Below are 17,270 nucleotides of genomic sequence, written 5' to 3'. Positions count from 1 at the left end.
TCTCTCCTACCCCGAATGAGGGGCGACCGAATGGATTGAGGCAAGGTCCGACCCGCCCGTTTTACGGGTGTCTGGAGGCTTGCCCCTGATGGATTTCCGGGGGTAGTAAGGACTAGCTAAGAAGACCGATGGTGCTGCGTCAAGAAAATGGCCGATAAGTGGTGCGGCTATTTTAGGCTCTGTAAGTGACTGATTATTGGCGCTGATCTAAGTTGTTGTTTGTACGAAAAATCATCCTGAAAGGTGCAATCCAGACGTATTGGGTAGTGGGCTATCGGTTGCGTGACGGATGAACAGTGCAAAATTCATGAGCAAGTCCGTGACGTGATTACTGTCATTTTTTCTGCTTCAGGCAGCAGTTCTTGGCGCCTGTCGCTTGACGGTGTTACAGGCGCACCTCCACCGCCAGCGGCAAATGGTCCGACAGGTGCGTCCAGGGCTTGTAGCCGAGTATGCGTGGCTCATGACTGCTGGCATTGCGCAGGTAGATGCGGTCCAGGCGCAGCAGGGGAAACCGTGCCGGGTAGGTTTTCGCCGGGCGGCCGTGGTGGCGTTCGAATGCTTCATGCAGGTAGTCGCGTCGGGCGAGGGTAGCATTGCCTTGCAACTGCCAGTCGTTGAAGTCGCCGGCAATGATTACCGGGGCGTCGTCTGGTAACGATTCGAGCAACAGGCAGAGCAACTGCAGCTGGAGTTGTCGATGGCTTTCCAACAGGCTCAAGTGCACGCAAATGGCATGCACTTCGGCATGGCCCGGTACATCCAGGACACAGTGCAGCAAGCCGCGCCGCTCGGGGCCGGTGATCGAGACATCGAGGTTGCGAAATTCGCGGATCGGGTATTTCGACAGCAGGGCATTGCCGTGATGGCCGTCGGGGTAGACCGCGTTGCGACCGTAAGCGAAATCGCTCCACATGCTGTCGGCCAGGAATTCGTACTGCGAGGTCGGTGGCCAATCGTTGTAACGGGAAGAATGGCGGTCGTGTTCACCGACCACTTCCTGCAGGAACACCAGGTCCGCCGACGTACTGCGTACCGCTTCGCGCAGTTCCGGGAGGATGAAGCGTCGGTTGAGGGCGGTGAAACCCTTGTGAGTATTGACCGTCAGTACTCTGAGTCGGCGAATCGTCGGGGGCGTGTTCGATGGCACTGATTCGACGGCTTGGCGTTCGGCATCGTGGGTCACGTTCACTCCTCTGAATCAGGGCTGCTGTATGTATGCGACTGATGCGTGGGCGAGCAGTTCAAACACATTCACCACACCCGTAGCAGCTGTCGAGCACCGCGAGGCAGCGTTCGGTGTGGGCCGCATTCGGACGTAGCCGTCGTGAATCCGGCTGACGCGGTTTGCCTGATGCACCGTAAGTTCCGGTTTTACGACGGCTACGCCGCCGAACGCAGCCTCGCAGGCTCGGCAGCTGCTACGAGCGAGTCCGATCAGACAAACACAATTTCATACGGCAACCGCATGCGTTCCAGAATCACTCGTGGCAGTAGCGGGGCGATGCCGATCGCCGGTTCGCCGTCGAGCTGGCTGGCGTAGGCATAGGTGGCGTGGCTTTTGCGCGCGACAGTCCAGGTGTCGAGGCGTAGCTTGCGTGCGCGATGCCAAGGAAGTTGCCCGTGGTCGCGCATCGGCCAGTGCCAGGCCCAGACCGGTATTTCGTTGAGCGTCGCCCCGACCAGGGCGGCGGCCCTGGCGCTGGCCCGGCCGACAGCGTCGTGGTCGACGTTGCCGTCTTCGCGCCAGGTGGTGAATACCACATCGCCGGGGCGCAGGTAGCGGACGATGAACTGGGTCAATTCTGACTCCCGCTCGTCCAGAGCGTTGTCGGTGAAGCCGCCGCGAATCCACTTCAGGCTGTGCATCGGCAAGCCGAGCCGGCGCAAGGCTTCGACACTTTCCTGGGGGCGGAACACGCTCAGGCGTTTTTCTGACCACTGTCGCGACCCCGGATGGCTGGCGCTGCCATCGGTAATCGAGATCAGTTGCAGAGGATGACCAAGGGCGCACAACAGTTGCAGCAGGCCACCGCAAGTCACCACTTCATCGCCGGGATGCGGGGCGATTATCACCGCGCGAGCTCCAGCAGGGACCAGTGTTTCGGTGTTGATGACGGGGATGTTGTCCAGTTGTGGGGCGCTGTTCCAGATCTGCGCAGACAAGCTGTTTTCGCTGATGGAAACCGGTTTCATAGGCGCTACATCCTTGTTCTGTCTGGCCCTCAGTCGTGCGCAATGCTTGCAAGGGCGCAAGCCTGGCAGACCCGTGAAGGCGGGTAGATAGCAATGTGCGGCGCTCCGAACCCTGGATTGCCGCGGTCAGAGTATTGCCCATGAAACGCTATTCGTCGCCTCAGCCTTTGGTCTCATGCGGTTTTTTTAACCCTGGCTGTGTCAGGCTTTGCAAAAAGTCACCGAAACCGTCCCTTGGTAGCAGCTGCCGAGCCTGCGAGGCTGCGTTCGGCTGCGAAGCAGTCGTGAAGTCAAACGATGCGATCTTGCAGATATACCGTGCACTCAGGTTTTACGGCGGCTGCGCAGCCGAACGCAGCCTCGCAGGCTCGGCAGCTGCTACAGATATTATGGTGATCACTTTCACTCTTCTTCCTCATGCTGCAGTTCAAACAACAGCAGCGAACGGCCAGTAACCGAATATTGGCGACCAAACTCAAAGCGTTCCTGGCCCCGAATCGACGGTTGATTGGTATCGATCATGCAGGTCCAGAAACCGCCGTCAGGCACTTCCGGCAGCAGGAAGTTGACGATGTCATGGTGCGCGTTGACCACCAGCAGCAGGGTTGCGTCGGCACCCTTGCGGCGAATGCCGGTTTCCTGGGCGCGGCCATCGAGCAGTATGCCCATGCAGCGACCGTGACCTTCTTCCCATTGCTCATTGGACATTTCGCTGCCGTCCGGGGCCAGCCAGGTCACGTCCTTGACCCCGATGTCTTCGTTGTAATTGCCCACCAGGAAGCGCCCGCGCCGCAGGATCGGATAGGCCAGGCGCAACTTGATCAGGCGTTTGACGAACTTGAGCAGCGCCTTGCCGTCTTCGCTCAGGTCCCAATTGACCCAACCGATCTCGCTGTCCTGGCAATAGGCATTGTTGTTGCCTTTCTGGGTGCGGGCGAACTCGTCGCCGGCCACCAGCATCGGCGTACCCTGGGACAGCAGCAGCGTGGCGAAGAAGTTGCGCATCTGCCGCAGGCGCAGGGCATTGATCTCGGGATCGTCGGTGGGGCCTTCGACGCCGTGGTTCCACGACAGGTTGTTGTTGCTGCCGTCCTGATTGTTCTCGTCGTTGGCCTCGTTGTGCTTGTCGTTGTACGACACCAGATCGTTGAGGGTGAAACCGTCGTGGGCGGTGACGAAGTTCAGCGAAGCATACGGTCGACGGCCGCGCTGGTTGAACATCTCTCCGGAGGCGGTCATGCGGCTGGCGAAGTCGGCAAGCTGGCCGTCGTCACCTTTCCAGAACGCGCGCACGGTGTCGCGAAATTTGTCGTTCCATTCGACCCAGCCCGGTGGGAAGTTCCCGACCTGATAACCGCCGGGGCCACAGTCCCAGGATTCGGAAATCAATTTCACCTGACGCAGCACCGGGTCCTGACGACAGGCAACAAGGAAGCTGTGCCGTTCGTCAAAGCCGTCATGGTAGCGGCCGAGGATGGTTGCCAGGTCGAAACGGAAACCGTCCACGTGCATTTCCGTGGCCCAGTAACGCAGCGAGTCGGTGACCATTTGCAGCACGCACGGGTGGCTCAGGTCCAGGGTGTTGCCGGTGCCGGAATCGTTGATGTAGTAGCGTTTGTCGTCGGGCCTCAAACGGTAGTAAGAGGCGTTGTCGATGCCGCGCATGGACAGGGTCGGGCCTTGTTCGTTGCCCTCGGCGGTGTGGTTGTAGACCACGTCGAGGATCACTTCCAGATTGGCCTCGTGCAGGTGCGCGACCATCTCCTTGAACTCGGCGATCTTGCCGCTGGCCAGGTAGCGCGGGTCCGGGGCAAAGAACGCGATGCTGTTGTAACCCCAATAATTGGTCATGCCTTTGTGCAGCAGATGCTGGTCGTTGACGAAGGCATGGATCGGCAGCAACTCCACGGTCGATACGCCGAGCTTGCGGATATGTTCCAGCACGTCATCGACCATCAACCCGGCGAAGGTGCCGCGCAGGTTCTCGGGAACGGCGGGGTGAAGCATGCTGAAACCGCGTACGTGAGTCTCATAAATGATCGTCTTGTCCCATGGCACGCTGACCCGATGGTCATGGCCCCAGGTGTGGGCCGGGTCGATCACTTTGCACTTGGGCACGAAGGGCGCGCTGTCGCGCTCATCGAAACTGAGGTCGGCGTCGGGGTGGCCGATGGTGAAGCCGAACAACGCTTCGGACCATTTCAATTGGCCGACCAACTGTTTGGCATAGGGGTCGATCAGCAGTTTGTTCGGGTTGAAGCGATGACCGTTGGCCGGGTCGTACGGCCCGTACACGCGATAGCCGTAGATCAGCCCCGGATGGGCGTCGGGCAAGTAGCCGTGGTAGATCTCGTCGGTGTATTCCGGCAGCTCGATACGCTCCAGTTCCACCTCGCCGGCATCGTCGAAGATGCACAGTTCGACCTTGGTCGCGTTAGCCGAAAACAGCGCGAAATTGACCCCCAGGCCATCCCAGGTCGCGCCTAGCGGGAAGGGCAAGCCTTCACGGATTCGCGAGGCCTCGTGAGGTTCGGGCGCGGTTTTCTTTGGACTGGTCATAGCTGCTCCTGCAACGGTATTTTTCGAGGGCGAATGCGCTCTCGGTGGCGAGCGGGCTCGCCACGAAGTCAATCAGGACAAGACAGTGAAGCGTCAGACCTCGGGTGGTTTACGCGCGGTGCGCGGCTTTTTCACGGTGGTTTTTTCGCCCGGCGGGATCACTGCCGAAGCGGCAGCGGGTTTGGCTTTGGGCTTGGCGCGGGGTTTGGTTTCGAGGCCCTTGCCATTGACCAGCTTGCCATCGGGCTTGCCGGCCGCGGGCTTGCTTGCGGTTTTGCTGCTGCTCGTTTTGGCTGGTTTGCCGGGCGCCAGGGCTTCGGCCTCGGCGAGTTTGCAGGCCATCTCCCAATGGCGGGCTTCCTGGCCCTCGGGTTTTCCTTCGGATTCCCAGATTTGATAGGCAAATTCGCGAATGCGTTTTTCGTCGGTACTCATCGCAATGCTCCTGAACTGAACTCAAGTTTGGGTAAAGAGATTGACCGGGAAATCCCCCAGCGCGGCGCCGACCATCAGCTCCTTGTGTTTTGTGACTGCGACGCTGGTAAAAAGTCCCTTCAGATTTTCTTCGGTGGCCGTGAACGGCAATTTGATTCGGGTATCGCCCCACAGCGACGCGTCAATCTGGGGGGCGGCACTGTTTTCCAGCAGTCCGGCACAACGTATCGGTACGGCCACGATTGCCCGTTTCCCCTGCCATTCTCGAGCAAACGCCAGTACCCGGTGAGCCTGGCTGCCAATCACTTCAAGGGCTTGATAAGTGCCTTTTTGAAACAGTTCGGCATGCCCGGCACGCCGGTTCAGCGCCCGGGCGATCAAGGTTTGCTTGATGCGCCCGTTACGCCAGTTCGCCAACAGAGCGGACAGGTCAAGCGGTAGGTGCATGGCCTGCTGACGGCTGACGTAATCCACCGGCCGGCGGTTATCCGGATCGACCAGCGAGAAGTCCCAGAACTCGTTGCCCTGATAGAGATCCGGCACTCCCGGCACGGTCATTCGCAGCAAGGTTTGCGCCAATCCATTCAGTGCACCCGGGACGGCAATGCGTTGAGCGGCTGCCTCGATGGCCGCGCGCAATGGCTGACCTTCGGGGCTTAGCAGCAGGCGTTCGAGAAACCCGTGGGTCGCCTGTTCATACACCTCGTTTGATGCGCTCCAGCTGCTTTGTAACTTGGCTTCGCGCAGGGCTTTGCGTTGCCACTGCCAGAGGCGTTTGGCGTAGTCCTCGAGCGCAGGTTGATCGTCGCTACACAATTCCAGTGGCCAACTGCCGAGGATTGCTTGATACAGAATCAGTTCGTCGCCCGCCGAGGGCGCGCCGGGGTCGCTGCGCAGTTCGCCCGCGAGGGTTTGCCAGTGCTCGACCTGTTCGGCGTACCAGGCGCTGCGCTCGCTCAACACCGCCAGCCGCGCGCGGGTATCTTCACCACGTTTGTGGTCGTGGGTCGCGGTGGCCAGCAGGTTGTCGGGGAACTCGGCGAGGCGATTGGCGCAGGCGGCATGGAAGTCGGCAACCGGGGCGCTGAACTGCTCGGTGTTGTAGCCGACATCGTTGCGCGACAGCAGCACCGCCGAGCGATAAAGCGCGGTGTCTTCCACCGCTTTGGCGGCCGTCGGTGAGGTCAGTTGCTGGAAGCGCACGCAGGCATGCTTGAGCAGTTTGCGTGGACGGCCCACCGGGCGCTTGCGCCAGGGTTGGCCACCGAGCCAGCCGGCCAGGCAATCGAGCACCGGCCAGTCGGCCTCGCCAAGGGTTTGCCTGGCACCGGCCATGGCCTGCTGGAAAAACATCTCGTCCTGGGCCGCGCGACCCAACGGGCTGATGTAAGTGCGGTACACCGGGAAGTGCACGATCAGTTCCTGCAAGGCCCGCCGGATCGCGCCGAGGGTCAGGTCCCGGGTCATCAGGTCGTCCCGGGCCACTTGCAACATGGCGTGGGCAACACTTTCGAAATCGCCTGCGAGGGAGCCGTTGAGAATCTGCTGGCGCGCCAGTTGTGCCTCCTGGCGGAAATCGGCGGGCCGTTCGCTGTGCCGGCTCCAGAGTTCGCCCAAGGCCTGGGCGCCTTCGGGGTCGTGTTGCAGCAGCGACAACTGGTTCATGAATTCGTAACCGGTACTGCCATCGACGCACCAGTCGCGGTGCAGGGTTTCGCCTTCGCCGAGGATCTTTTCGACGTAGATCGGCAGGTGTCGGCCCGGTGCCAGGCGATCGACCCTGCGCCGCAGTTTGCGGCAGTAGCCCCGCGGGTCGGCGAGGCCGTCGATGTGGTCGATGCGCAGCCCGTCGACCAGACCTTCGGCCACCAGCTCGAAGATTTTTGCATGGGTCGCCTCGAACACCGCCGGCCGTTCGACGCGCAGGCCGCCCAGTTCATTGATATCGAAAAAGCGCCGCCAGTTGATGTCGTCCGCCGCGGTGCGCCAACTGGCCAGGCGATAACTCTGGCGCTCCAGCAACGTGTGCAGGCGCTGGAAACCTTCGGGGGTAAGCGAGTCGTAAGTGCTGAGGGTGTACTGGATGGCATCTAGGATGGCCGGATCGCTAGCCAGTTCGCGCAGTTCCGTTTTCAGTGGAACCGCCAGGCTGTGGGCATCGCTCTGGTAACTCAAGGTGCTGAAGCGGTCTGCCAGGGATTTGAGTCGTTCAGCCTGCTCGACATTCAATCGGTCATCGGCCTTGAGCAGTTCGCCATAGTCGGTCGGGCAAATAGGGAAGTGGTGCTCATAGTGCTCGACATGAAAGGCGCCGCGGCGGGCATCGAAACGCAAGGGCAGGGTGCCGTCCTGCAAGGCGATGCCGTAGTCGCTGCCCAGGAAGGGCAAGAGCAACTGGCCTTCCATCAACGGGTCGGGCGAGTGCCATTGAATGTCGAAGAATTCGCCGTAGGGGCTCAGCCGTCCCCATTCCAGCAAGTCGAGCCACCAGGGATTGTCGCCCCCGCCGACGGCCATGTGGTTGGAGACGATGTCGAGAATCAGCCCCATATGATGTTCGCGCAACGCAGCGACCAAACGGCGTAACGCCGCTTCGCCGCCCAGTTCAGGGTTGACCGTGGTCGGGTCTACCACATCGTAGCCGTGCATGGAGCCGGCGCGGGCGGCGAGTAGCGGCGAGGCATAGAGATGACTGATGCCCAGGCTGGAAAAATACGGCACCAGTGGCACCGCTTGATCCAGGGTGAAGCCTTGATGAAATTGCAGCCGCAGGGTCGCCCGCAGCGGCTGGCTGAGCGGTTGATTCATTGGTCACGCTCGGCCGCCTGAAGTCGCGCACAGGCGAGCAGTTCGAGGCGGCGGGCCGCATCCGGATCATCGAGCAGTGCCTCGCTGTCGCCGGGCAACCGGCGGGACCAGTTGGGGTGGGTGTCGGTGGTGCCGGGCAGGTTGGCCTGCTGTTCGATACCCAGGGCATCTTCCAGCGGCAACAACACCAACGGCGCGCGGGTATGACCGAGGAACCGGATGGCGGCGTCGAGCACTTGATCGGTTTCATGGGACTCTTCGCGAAAGTTCTGCGGGTCCTGGCTCAGCACTCGGCGCAAGCCTTCGCGCTCGCGTTCGCGATGGCGGCGCCATTCGATTTCGCCCGTGGCGTCGGTCAGGCCCAGGCGCGCGCTCCAATCGATATCGCGGCTATGCCACCAGCCATTGAGCGTCGGCAGATCATGGGTGCTGGTGGTGGCCAGGGCGTTGTCCGGCCAGTCGAGAATCGGTTTGAAGTGCGTGTTGTCCTGTTCGAACAACAGCACGCGCATGCCGAGGATCGAGCGTGCGATGAGTTTTTCACGCAGGCCATCGGGCACGGTGCCGAGGTCTTCGCCGAGGACGATGGCCTGATGCCGATGGGATTCGAGGGTCAGCAGGCGTAGCAGATCATCCACCGGATAATAGAGGTACGCTCCGTCGCTGGGCGGTGCGTCTTTAGGGATCACCCACAGCCGTTGCAGGCCCATGACGTGATCGATGCGCAGGCCGCCGGCATGGGCGAAATTGGCCCGCAGCATTTCGATGAACGCGCGAAAGCCGTTACGCACCAGACCTTCGGGGGAAAACGCGGATATCCCCCAGCCCTGGCCGGTGCGGTTGAGGATGTCGGGTGGCGCACCCACGGTCAGCGAGGCGAGTAATTCGTCCTGGCGACTCCAGGCCTGGCTGCCGCCGCCGTCAGCGCCCACCGCCAGGTCGGCGATCAGGCCGATGCCCATGCCGGCACCACGGGCGGCGGTTTGTGCGCGCTCCAGGCTGCGCGCAATCAGCCATTGGCAGAATGCGTAATAGCCGATGCGGGCCGAGTTCTCTTCGGCAAATTGCGCCAGGGCGGCGCTGCGCGGGTTACGCCATTGCTCGGGCCACTCGCGCCAGTCGAGGCTTTCACCGCGCCTTGCACGGGCTTCCTGGATCGCTTCGAAGCGGCAATGATTTTCCAGCGCTTCGCCACCGGCGTGGCGGAAGCTGCTGAAGTCGGCATGCAAGGGGTGTGCGCCGTGGGTGAATCCTTCGTACAAGGCTTCCAGCAAGCGATGTTTGGCCTCGGCGGCGGTGGGCCAGTCGATCAGCGGCAATGCCTCGAGGTGCTTGAGTTCGGCGGCAAGGTCGGTGGCGTCGATTGCGGTGCGCAGGGCACGCTCGCCGAGAATTGCACCGGGCGCCGCGTACAGGCTATTGAGGAACAAACGGCTGGACGGCGAGTAAGGGCTGTAACGCTGGGTGTCGCCGCTGAACATCGCATGCAGCGGGCTGATCGCCAACGCTTCGGCGCCCCGTTCGCCGGCCACCCGGGCCAGATCTTCGAGGGCCTGGGTATCGCCGAAACCGCCATCGCCGGGGCGGCGCAGCGAATACAACTGCACGCTCAGGCCCCAGGCGCGCGGGGTTTGACTGTCAACGGCGTCGCCGACGCTGTAGCAGCGCTCGGGCGCCACCGCCAGGGTGAACGACTGATCGTCGATGCTGACGTGCTGATAACCCACCGGCACCAAACCGGGCAAAACAGCGTTGTCATCGAGCTTGAGGTTGAGCCGCGAGCCGTCTTCGAGATGGATCTCACACGGGGTTTGCGGTGCAAAGTAGTGGGCCAGATCAAGACCGACGCCAACGTCGCAGGTCAGCAGCGGCGGCAGGTGCCGGGTTTGCTGTGCCTCCTGCAGTTGCAGCAGGCTGGCGTCGATTTCCTGGGCGGTGCTGGCGGGATGGCCAAGCCCGATAAGCACTGAGCGCAGCACCGCCGGCGTGACTTTTTGTGGCCGGCCGTTGGCGTCGATCCAGTCGACGGCCAGGCCGGCTCGGCTGGCCAGTATTTCCAGTTGCGCATCGCTCATGGTCGCTCTCCATCCGGGGGTAGCAAAGGGGCTGCGGCTGTGAGGCTGACGAGCGCGCAATACGGGGCAAGGGTGCCCTGATCCAACAGACCGGCCGAGTGCGGCGGGTATTCGAACAGCAGCGTCGCGTCGGCCTGTGGGGTGTGGACCACGGCTGCGTCGCTGAGGTTCAGGTCAATGCGCAACTGACTGCCATCGCCCAGCCGCCAGCGTGCCGACACCGCGCCCTCGGCCAGTAGCTGCGCGCCCAGCGCATGGGCGCCGGGCAACTGCGGGATGATGTGTTGATGGCGGATTTGCAGCAGTCGACGATACAGCTCATGAATGGCCGGTTGCCGGGTGGCGGTCAGCTTCGGCCGCGACGCTTCGAAAGTCTGCATCGCGTTCGGGTCGGGAATCTGCTTGCGTTTGTGCGGGTCGGCAAAGGCGCTGAAGGCCGCGAATTCGTTGCGTCGACCTTCGCGCACCAACTCCGCCAGTTCACCGTGGTGGCTGGTGAAGAACAGGAACGGTTGCTCGGCGGCGAACTCATCGCCCATGAACATCAGCGGGATCATCGGCGACAACAGCAGCAACACGGTGGCGGCGTTGAGGGCCTCGGAACGGGCCAGTTGATGCAGCCGCTCGCCAAAGGCGCGGTTGCCGATCTGGTCGTGGTTCTGCAGGAACAGCACGAAGGCCGTCGGCGGCAAGTGACCGCTCGGTTCACCGCGCGGCGTACCGTGGCGGGTGATATGGCCTTGAAACACGAAACCCTGGCTCAGGCAACGGGCCAGTTGTTCGGTGGGGTTTTGCGCATAGTCGGCGTAATAGGCGTCGGTTTCACCGGTGAGCAACACGTGCAGGGCGTTATGGCTGTCGTCGTTCCACTGCGCGTCGAAACCTTGCTCCAGCAGGCTGGCCTGGTTGTGCTCGTTTTCCGCCATCAGCCACACGTGCCGCGCCGGATCGATTTGCCGGCGAACCCGTTGCGCCAGCTCTTGCAGGAAGTCCGGGTCTTCGATGGCGTGCACGGCATCCAGGCGCAGGCCGTCGAAGCGGTATTCCAGCAACCACATCAACGCATTGTCGATAAAGAAGTCACGCACCTCGCGCCGGCGAAAGTCGATGGCTGCGCCCCACGGGGTGTGTTGGTCTTCGCGGAAAAAGCCTTTGGCGTAGCGATGCAGGTAATTGCCGTCCGGGCCGAAGTGGTTGTAGACCACGTCGAGAATCACCGCCAGGCCATGGCCGTGGGCCGTGTCGATCAGGTGTTTGAGTTGTTCGGGCGAACCGTAGGAGGCCTGTGGTGCGTAAGGCAGAACCCCGTCATAGCCCCAATTGCGTTCGCCGGGAAACTGCGCCAACGGCATCAGTTCGATGGCGGTAATCCCCAACTCGACCAAGCGCGCCAGATGCTGCTCGACCTCGCTGAAACCGCCGAGCGCACCGACATGCAGTTCGTAGATCACCGCCTCGTTCCATGGCCGACCTTGCCAGGCACTGTGTTGCCAGCGATAGGCGAGGGGATCGACCACCACGCTGTGGCTGCCGATATCCCCTGCCTGCGCGCGGGAGGCCGGGTCCGGCACCTCCAGCTCGCCATCGATGTTGTAGCGGTAGCGGGTACCCGCGGGGCAGCGGGTCTTGATCACAAACCAGCCATCGGCCTGAGGCAGCAGTGGCAGGGATTGTCCGTTTTCCAGTTCAAGACTGACGTAAAACGCATCTGGCGCCCACAAGGCAAAACGCGTGTGTTCAGCGTCCAGCATGATTGCGCCGTGGGGCCAGGTTTCAAGAGTCCGTAACGGCATCGTTGAAAACCTCTTACTGTTTGCCCGATTTACCCAGCGCTTTAGCCACCAGTTGTTCGTAGAGTTCGGCGTAGGGTTCGACCGCCTTGCACCAGTTGAAAGGCGCCGCCATGGCCCGGCAACGCATGGCGTTGAGCAGGCCGGGGAAGGCGAACACCTTGAACGCGCGGCTCAGGGCTTCGCGATAGCTCTCCACGGTGGATTCGTCGAAAAGAAAACCGGTCACGCCGTTTTCAATGGTGTCGGCCAGGCCGCCGGTATTGCGCGCCACCGGCAATGAACCGAAGCGCTGGGCGTACATCTGGCTCAGGCCGCAAGGTTCGTAACGCGAAGGCATCAGCAGGAAATCACTGCCGGCAAACATCCGGCGGGCGTCGGTTTCATTGAAGCCGATGTGCACGCCGATTTGCCCGGGGAAGCGCAACGCCAGCTCACGCATGGCTTGTTCTTCTTCCGGTTCGCCACGGCCGATAATCGCGATCTGCCCGCCGTTGGCGACAATGTATTCGGCCACCGCTTCGGTCAGGTCCAGGCCTTTCTGGTAGACAAGTCGCGAGACCACGGCGAACAGCGGGCCTTCGCAATCATTCAGGCCGAACAACCGGCGAACGTGCGCCGCGTTGACTGCTTTACCGTCCCAGTCGCCGATGCCGAACGGGCAGAACAGGTGCGGATCGGTGGCTGCGTCCCAGCTTTCATCGATGCCATTGGGAATCCCGCTGAGCAGACCTTGCTGGGTCTTGGCGGCGAGAAAACCGTCGAGGCCGCAGCCGAAGGCCGGCGTGGTGATTTCCTGGGCATAGGTGGCGCTGACGGTGGTGATGTGACTCGAGTAGGCCATGCCGGCCTTGAGGAACGACATCTTGCCGTAAAACTCCATGCCTTCTTGCTGCAAGGCGTGCACGGGAATACCGAGTTCCGGGCACGAACCGAGGCTGGTGACGCCCTGGTACGCCAGATTGTGGATGGTGAACAGGGTCGGGGTGCGTTGGCCACGCCAGTGCATATAGGCAGGGGCCAGGCCGGCGGGCCAATCGTGGGCGTGCACCAGATCCGGGCACCAGTGAATTTGTGCGAGGTTGGCGGCGATATCGGCGGCCGCAAGGCCCAGGCGGGCGAAACGAATATGGTTGTCTGGCCAGTCACGGCCGTTGTTGGCGCCGTAGGGTGAACCTTCGCGCTCATACAGTTCAGGGCAGATCAACACGTAAATGACCAGGCCGTCAGGCATGTCCATGCGCCCGATCTTGCAGGGCGGCAACGCGGCGTGCCCGCCCAGTTCACCGATGATATGAATCGGATTTTCGCTGTTCAGCACTTGCGGGTAACCGGGGATCAACACCCGGACATCGTGCAGGTGAGCCATGGCTCGCGGCAGCGCGGCGGAAACGTCGCCCAGGCCACCGGTCTTCACCAGATCGGCAATCTCCGAGGTAACGAACAACACTTTCTTCTTGTTGGGATTCTGACGGACTACCGGTGCCAACGCCTTGGTGACCGGGACGCTGACCGATTTGGCGGTAAGGGCTCCCACGGTGTTGGCTTCGCCGACCTGCTGAAGAGCACGTTCTCCCTGAACATCTAACGCCGTACTGATCATATGCATCTCCCCGTGTTGTTGATCTGATTCCAGGCCTGGCACAAACGGTGTTGGCCAATTCCTGTGGCCGGGCGCAAACGCGCTACGCATCGGTGAGCAAGTGCTGCCCATGCGCTGAAGCTCAATGGGTGGAGTGGCTGTTGCAAGGAATGCACCAGTCGCTGTGCCCTACCTTTCAGCTGACCTGAAGCCAGCACCAAAAGTTTCTATTTATTTCACCGAATGACCAGTCGGTTTTATTCCCCGAAAACAGTCTAGGCCAGAACCTAGAGCGGGGTGGTCAACCGGACAAATTGTTCGACAATCGGTTGGAGGAGGGTACAAAACACACGGGCTTTATGGGGGAACGCACCGACGAAGGGCAGGTTTGTTTTTTGGAGTGGGTCAAATCGGGACCAGTAAGTCACGATAGTTGGGCACGATGGAATAGGGATTGCACCATTGCGGTGCGCAGGATTCAGGAGGGTGTGGTGGATTTGAGGGACTCTTCGCGGGCAGGCCGCGCTCTCACAGGGGAATGCATTTCACATGTGGGGGCGCGGCTTGCCCGCGAAGAACGATAATGCCGTCTCAGCCCAGCAACCGAATCGGCGCCCCGGCCGCCCAAGCCTGAATGTCCACGATCATCTGCGAAAAGAACAGCTGATAGTTCTGTCGGCTGACGTACCCGATATGGGGTGTGGCCAACACATTGTCCAGGGTTCTGAACGGGTGATGGCGGGGCAACGGCTCGTGCTCGAACACATCCAGCGCAGCACCCGCCAGACGTTGTTTCTGCAGGGCCTTGATCAGCGCCGCTTCATCGACAATCGGCCCGCGCGCAGTATTGACCAGCCATGCCGTGGGCTTCATCCAGTCCAGCGCCTGAGCGTCCACCAGCCCTCGGCTGCGCTCGCTGAGCACCAGATGGACCGACAGCACATCAGCCTGTTCGAACAGTTCCTGCTTGCTGACATAGGTCACGCCGACTTCGGCGGCCCGTTCACTGGTGAGGTTTTCGCTCCACGCAATGACGCGCATGCCGAACACCTGGCCGAATTGGGCAACCCGTTGACCGATACTGCCCAGGCCGAGGATCGCCAGCGTCTTGCCCTGCAAGTCGCCACCCAGGCCTTGCTGCCAAAAGCCCGCGCGCAAGGCGTTGGCTTCGGCCACCAGGTTGCGGGTCGCGGCCATGATCAGTGCCCAGGTCAGTTCTGGCGCGGCATGTTTGTAGCTGTCGGTGCCGCAGACCTGGATGCCCAGCGCGGCGGCGGCCTTCAGGTCCAGGGCGGCGTTGCGCATGCCGCCGGTGACCAACAGTTTGAGGGTGGGCAAGCGGCGCAGCAGGTCTTCGTCGAACCGGGTGCGCTCGCGCATCACACAGATCACCTCGAATGCGCCCAAGCGCTCGGCCAGGGTTTCGTTATCGGCCGGGTAGTCATGGATAAAACTCACCTGGCCGATGCTGTCCAGCACTGACCAGTCCACCACGTCGCGCGCTACGTCCTGCCAGTCATCGATCACCGCAATCTGCACCGCCATCAGCCTTACCTCATCAACGAACGGGATTGGTTTTGTTCAGCCAGCCGAGCAACGCCTGATGAAACTTCGCCGGCTCCTCCATCTGCGGCGCGTGGCCCAGACCCGGGAATTCAATCAGTGTCGACTGGGGGACCAGCTTCGCCACTTGCTTGCCGAGTACATCGTAATGACCGATTTTCGCCTTGACCTCGGGCGGTGCGATGTCTTTGTTGATGGCTGTGGTGTCGGAGGTGCCGATCAACAGCAGGGTCGGCACTTTCAGGTCCTTGAACTCGTAGTACACCGGCTGGTTGAAGATCATGTCGTAAATCAGCGCCGAGTTCCACGCCACCGCTGTTTTGCCCGGTCCTTTGGCCAGGCCTGCGTACATGTTCACCCAGCGGTCAAACTCGGGCTTCCAGCGGCCGTCGTAATAGGTGGTGCGTTGGTAGTCATGAATACCTTGCGCGGTCACTTTCAGCTCGCGCTCATACCATTGATCGACCGAGCGATATGGCACGCCGAGGGCTTTCCAGTCTTCCAGGCCGATGGGGTTGACCAGCGCCAGTTGTTCGACCTGATCGGGGTATTGCAGCGCATAGCGGGTGGCGAGCATGCCGCCGGTGGAGTGGCCGAGCAGGGTCGCCTTTTGTATGCCGAGGGCTTTGAGCAGTTGCTGAGTGTTGCTCGCCAGTTGCTGGAAACTGTACTGATAGTGGTCCGGTTTACTGGAGGTGCAGAAGCCGATCTGGTCCGGGGCGATGACCCGGTAACCGGCCTCGCTCAGTGCCTTGATCGAGCTGTCCCAGGTGGCTGCGCAGAAATTCTTGCCATGCATCAACACCACGCTGCGGCCGTTGGCCTTGCCTTGGGCGGCAACGTCCATGTAGCCCATTTGCAGGGATTTGCCCTGGGATTGAAAGGCGAAATGCTTGACCGTGTAGGGGTAGTCAAAGCCCTGGAGTTCCAGGCCGTATTCTGGTGTTTCGGCCTGGGCCTGGTTCTGGGCATAAACGAGAACCGGCAGTGCCGCCGTTAGCAGCAGGCCGGGTAACCAGCGGGAAAGGATGGGCGACATGGGGAAACTCCACAGGAAATCCGCCGATGCTGGATTGGCGTGATTAGGGTGACATTAAACGCAGTCAAGCCATTCCCCTCGCGATGCACTCTTTTTGTAGCAGCTGCCGAGCCTGCGAGGCTGCGTTCGGCTGCGTAGCAGTCGTCAAACCAGAGCTTTCAGTGCATCAGGCAAACTGCGTCAGCCGGATTCACGAAGGCTTCGCCGCCGAACGCAGCCTCGCAGGCTCGGCAGCTGCTACGGCGAACGCCGATACACGGGGCCTTTCGTTCAACCCATCCAGCCCAACGTGGCCATTGCCAGTACGCCATAGCGGGCACCCTTGGCGAGGGTCACGATCATCAGGAAACGCCCCAGCGGTTCGCGCATGACGCCGGCCACCAGCGTCAGCGGGTCGCCGATGATCGGTACCCAACTCAGCAGCAAGGACCAATGACCGTAGCGCAGATAATGTATTTGGGCTTGTTGAAGATGACGAGGGCTGACCGGAAACCAGCGCCGCTCGCGAAACCGCTCGATGCCGCGCCCCAGCCACCAGTTCAGCAGCGACCCCAGCACGTTGCCCAGCGTTGCCACTGCCAACAGCGACCAGAGCCAATACCGGTCGCTGAGCAACAACCCCACCAGCACCGCTTCGGACTGCAAGGGCAGCAGGCTCGCGGCGCCGAACGCCGCGAGAAACAACCCGATGTAGGCACCGAACATCAATGGGCGGGGTAGTCCGCCACCACCACGTCAGTGCCGTCCTTTTGCAGGCCGATCACCTGATAGGCGTCGCTCATGCCGTCCATTTCCATCCCGGGCGAACCCATCGGCATACCGGGGGCGGCAACTCCCAACAGATCGTCACGCTTGCTCAAGGCCAGAACTTGGTCGGCCGGCACATGGCCTTCGACAAATTTGCCGTTGATCAAAGCGGTGTGGCACGACGCCAGGCGAGGCGGCACGCCGTGTTGTTGCTTGAACTGGCTCATGTCGGTTTCAACGTGGTCTTCGACCTTGAAGCCGTTGGCTTCCAGATGGCTGACCCATTTTTTGCAGCAGCCGCAATTGGCGTCGCGGTGAACTTCGATCGGGATCAGGTCGGCGGCCTGGGTCAGGGAAGAGATGAAGAGGGCGCTCAGGGCGGCCAGACGCAGGTGGGTTCGCATGGGAGTCTCGTCTCGGGTTGCGGCCAAAAAAGATGCATTTTGACCAATTTACCTGACAAGGAGACAGGGGAT

At 61.5% G+C, this 17,270-nt stretch carries 12 protein-coding genes; all 12 read right to left on the bottom strand.

Annotated elements, in window-relative coordinates:
- Positions 1-385: 385 nt before the first annotated feature.
- The 12 genes from ACEN9A_RS16105 to ACEN9A_RS16050 all read right to left on the bottom strand — a co-directional run bounded on the left by ACEN9A_RS16105 (position 386) and on the right by ACEN9A_RS16050 (position 17,198).
- A complete protein-coding gene (locus ACEN9A_RS16105; RefSeq protein ID WP_019650001.1) occupies positions 386-1,186 on the bottom strand; it encodes an endonuclease/exonuclease/phosphatase family protein in 801 nt (266 codons plus the stop codon).
- A 251-nt stretch (positions 1,187-1,437) separates the two neighbouring features.
- Complete coding sequence (locus ACEN9A_RS16100; RefSeq protein ID WP_019650000.1) at positions 1,438-2,196, bottom strand: PIG-L deacetylase family protein; 759 nt, start codon at positions 2,194-2,196, stop codon at positions 1,438-1,440.
- A gap of 402 nt (positions 2,197-2,598) precedes the next feature.
- Positions 2,599-4,755 (bottom strand): glycogen debranching protein GlgX, encoded by a 2,157-nt coding sequence (gene glgX / locus ACEN9A_RS16095; protein ID WP_019579260.1) that lies wholly within the window; start codon positions 4,753-4,755, stop codon positions 2,599-2,601.
- Between the two features lie 93 nt (positions 4,756-4,848).
- Entirely contained in the window at positions 4,849-5,190 is a 342-nt protein-coding gene (locus ACEN9A_RS16090; protein ID WP_258668599.1) for a DUF2934 domain-containing protein, read from the bottom strand.
- Positions 5,191-5,211: 21 nt separating this feature from the next.
- Entirely contained in the window at positions 5,212-7,998 is a 2,787-nt protein-coding gene (locus ACEN9A_RS16085) for a malto-oligosyltrehalose synthase (protein WP_258668596.1), read from the bottom strand.
- Positions 7,995-10,073 (bottom strand): 4-alpha-glucanotransferase, encoded by a 2,079-nt coding sequence (malQ, locus tag ACEN9A_RS16080; protein WP_258668594.1) that lies wholly within the window; start codon positions 10,071-10,073, stop codon positions 7,995-7,997. Before malQ ends, ACEN9A_RS16085 begins: the two co-directional genes overlap by 4 nt.
- A complete protein-coding gene (gene treZ, locus ACEN9A_RS16075) occupies positions 10,070-11,866 on the bottom strand; it encodes a malto-oligosyltrehalose trehalohydrolase (protein ID WP_258668593.1) in 1,797 nt (598 codons plus the stop codon). The genes malQ and treZ overlap by 4 nt, the downstream gene beginning before the upstream one ends.
- Before the next feature lie 13 nt (positions 11,867-11,879).
- Positions 11,880-13,466 carry a glycogen synthase GlgA gene (gene glgA / locus ACEN9A_RS16070; RefSeq protein WP_258668592.1) on the bottom strand — a complete coding sequence of 529 codons (1,587 nt, stop codon included), beginning with the start codon at positions 13,464-13,466 and terminating at the stop codon, positions 11,880-11,882.
- A 570-nt stretch (positions 13,467-14,036) separates the two neighbouring features.
- Positions 14,037-14,990, bottom strand: a complete 954-nt coding sequence (locus tag ACEN9A_RS16065; protein WP_258668590.1) for a D-2-hydroxyacid dehydrogenase family protein — start codon at positions 14,988-14,990, stop codon at positions 14,037-14,039.
- Between the two features lie 13 nt (positions 14,991-15,003).
- Positions 15,004-16,047: an alpha/beta fold hydrolase gene (locus ACEN9A_RS16060; RefSeq protein ID WP_018926118.1), complete on the bottom strand. Its 1,044-nt coding sequence runs from the start codon at positions 16,045-16,047 to the stop codon at positions 15,004-15,006.
- 270 nt (positions 16,048-16,317) lie between these two features.
- Positions 16,318-16,752, bottom strand: coding sequence for a YqaA family protein (locus ACEN9A_RS16055; protein ID WP_138867644.1), 435 nt, complete (start codon positions 16,750-16,752; stop codon positions 16,318-16,320).
- The gene (locus ACEN9A_RS16050; RefSeq protein ID WP_258668586.1) at positions 16,752-17,198 is read right to left on the bottom strand and encodes a DUF411 domain-containing protein; all 447 of its coding nucleotides are present in this window, start codon (positions 17,196-17,198) and stop codon (positions 16,752-16,754) included. Before ACEN9A_RS16050 ends, ACEN9A_RS16055 begins: the two co-directional genes overlap by 1 nt.
- Positions 17,199-17,270: the final 72 nt, after the last annotated feature.

It is taken from the genome of Pseudomonas sp. Pseusp18, from assembly GCF_059506005.1.
Note: the sequence above shows the minus strand (reverse complement) of the source record. Positions and strands in the feature narration are given on the sequence as shown.

Coding starts and splice junctions, on each gene's coding strand:
- ACEN9A_RS16100 (WP_019650000.1), bottom strand. CDS start 2,196: ATGAAACCGGTTTCCATCAGCGAAAACAGCTTGTCTGCGCAGATCTGG.
- glgX (WP_019579260.1), bottom strand. CDS start 4,755: ATGACCAGTCCAAAGAAAACCGCGCCCGAACCTCACGAGGCCTCGCGA.
- ACEN9A_RS16090 (WP_258668599.1), bottom strand. CDS start 5,190: ATGAGTACCGACGAAAAACGCATTCGCGAATTTGCCTATCAAATCTGG.
- ACEN9A_RS16085 (WP_258668596.1), bottom strand. CDS start 7,998: ATGAATCAACCGCTCAGCCAGCCGCTGCGGGCGACCCTGCGGCTGCAA.
- malQ (WP_258668594.1), bottom strand. CDS start 10,073: ATGAGCGATGCGCAACTGGAAATACTGGCCAGCCGAGCCGGCCTGGCC.
- treZ (WP_258668593.1), bottom strand. CDS start 11,866: ATGCCGTTACGGACTCTTGAAACCTGGCCCCACGGCGCAATCATGCTG.
- glgA (WP_258668592.1), bottom strand. CDS start 13,466: ATGATCAGTACGGCGTTAGATGTTCAGGGAGAACGTGCTCTTCAGCAG.
- ACEN9A_RS16065 (WP_258668590.1), bottom strand. CDS start 14,990: ATGGCGGTGCAGATTGCGGTGATCGATGACTGGCAGGACGTAGCGCGC.
- ACEN9A_RS16060 (WP_018926118.1), bottom strand. CDS start 16,047: ATGTCGCCCATCCTTTCCCGCTGGTTACCCGGCCTGCTGCTAACGGCG.
- ACEN9A_RS16055 (WP_138867644.1), bottom strand. CDS start 16,752: ATGTTCGGTGCCTACATCGGGTTGTTTCTCGCGGCGTTCGGCGCCGCG.
- ACEN9A_RS16050 (WP_258668586.1), bottom strand. CDS start 17,198: ATGCGAACCCACCTGCGTCTGGCCGCCCTGAGCGCCCTCTTCATCTCT.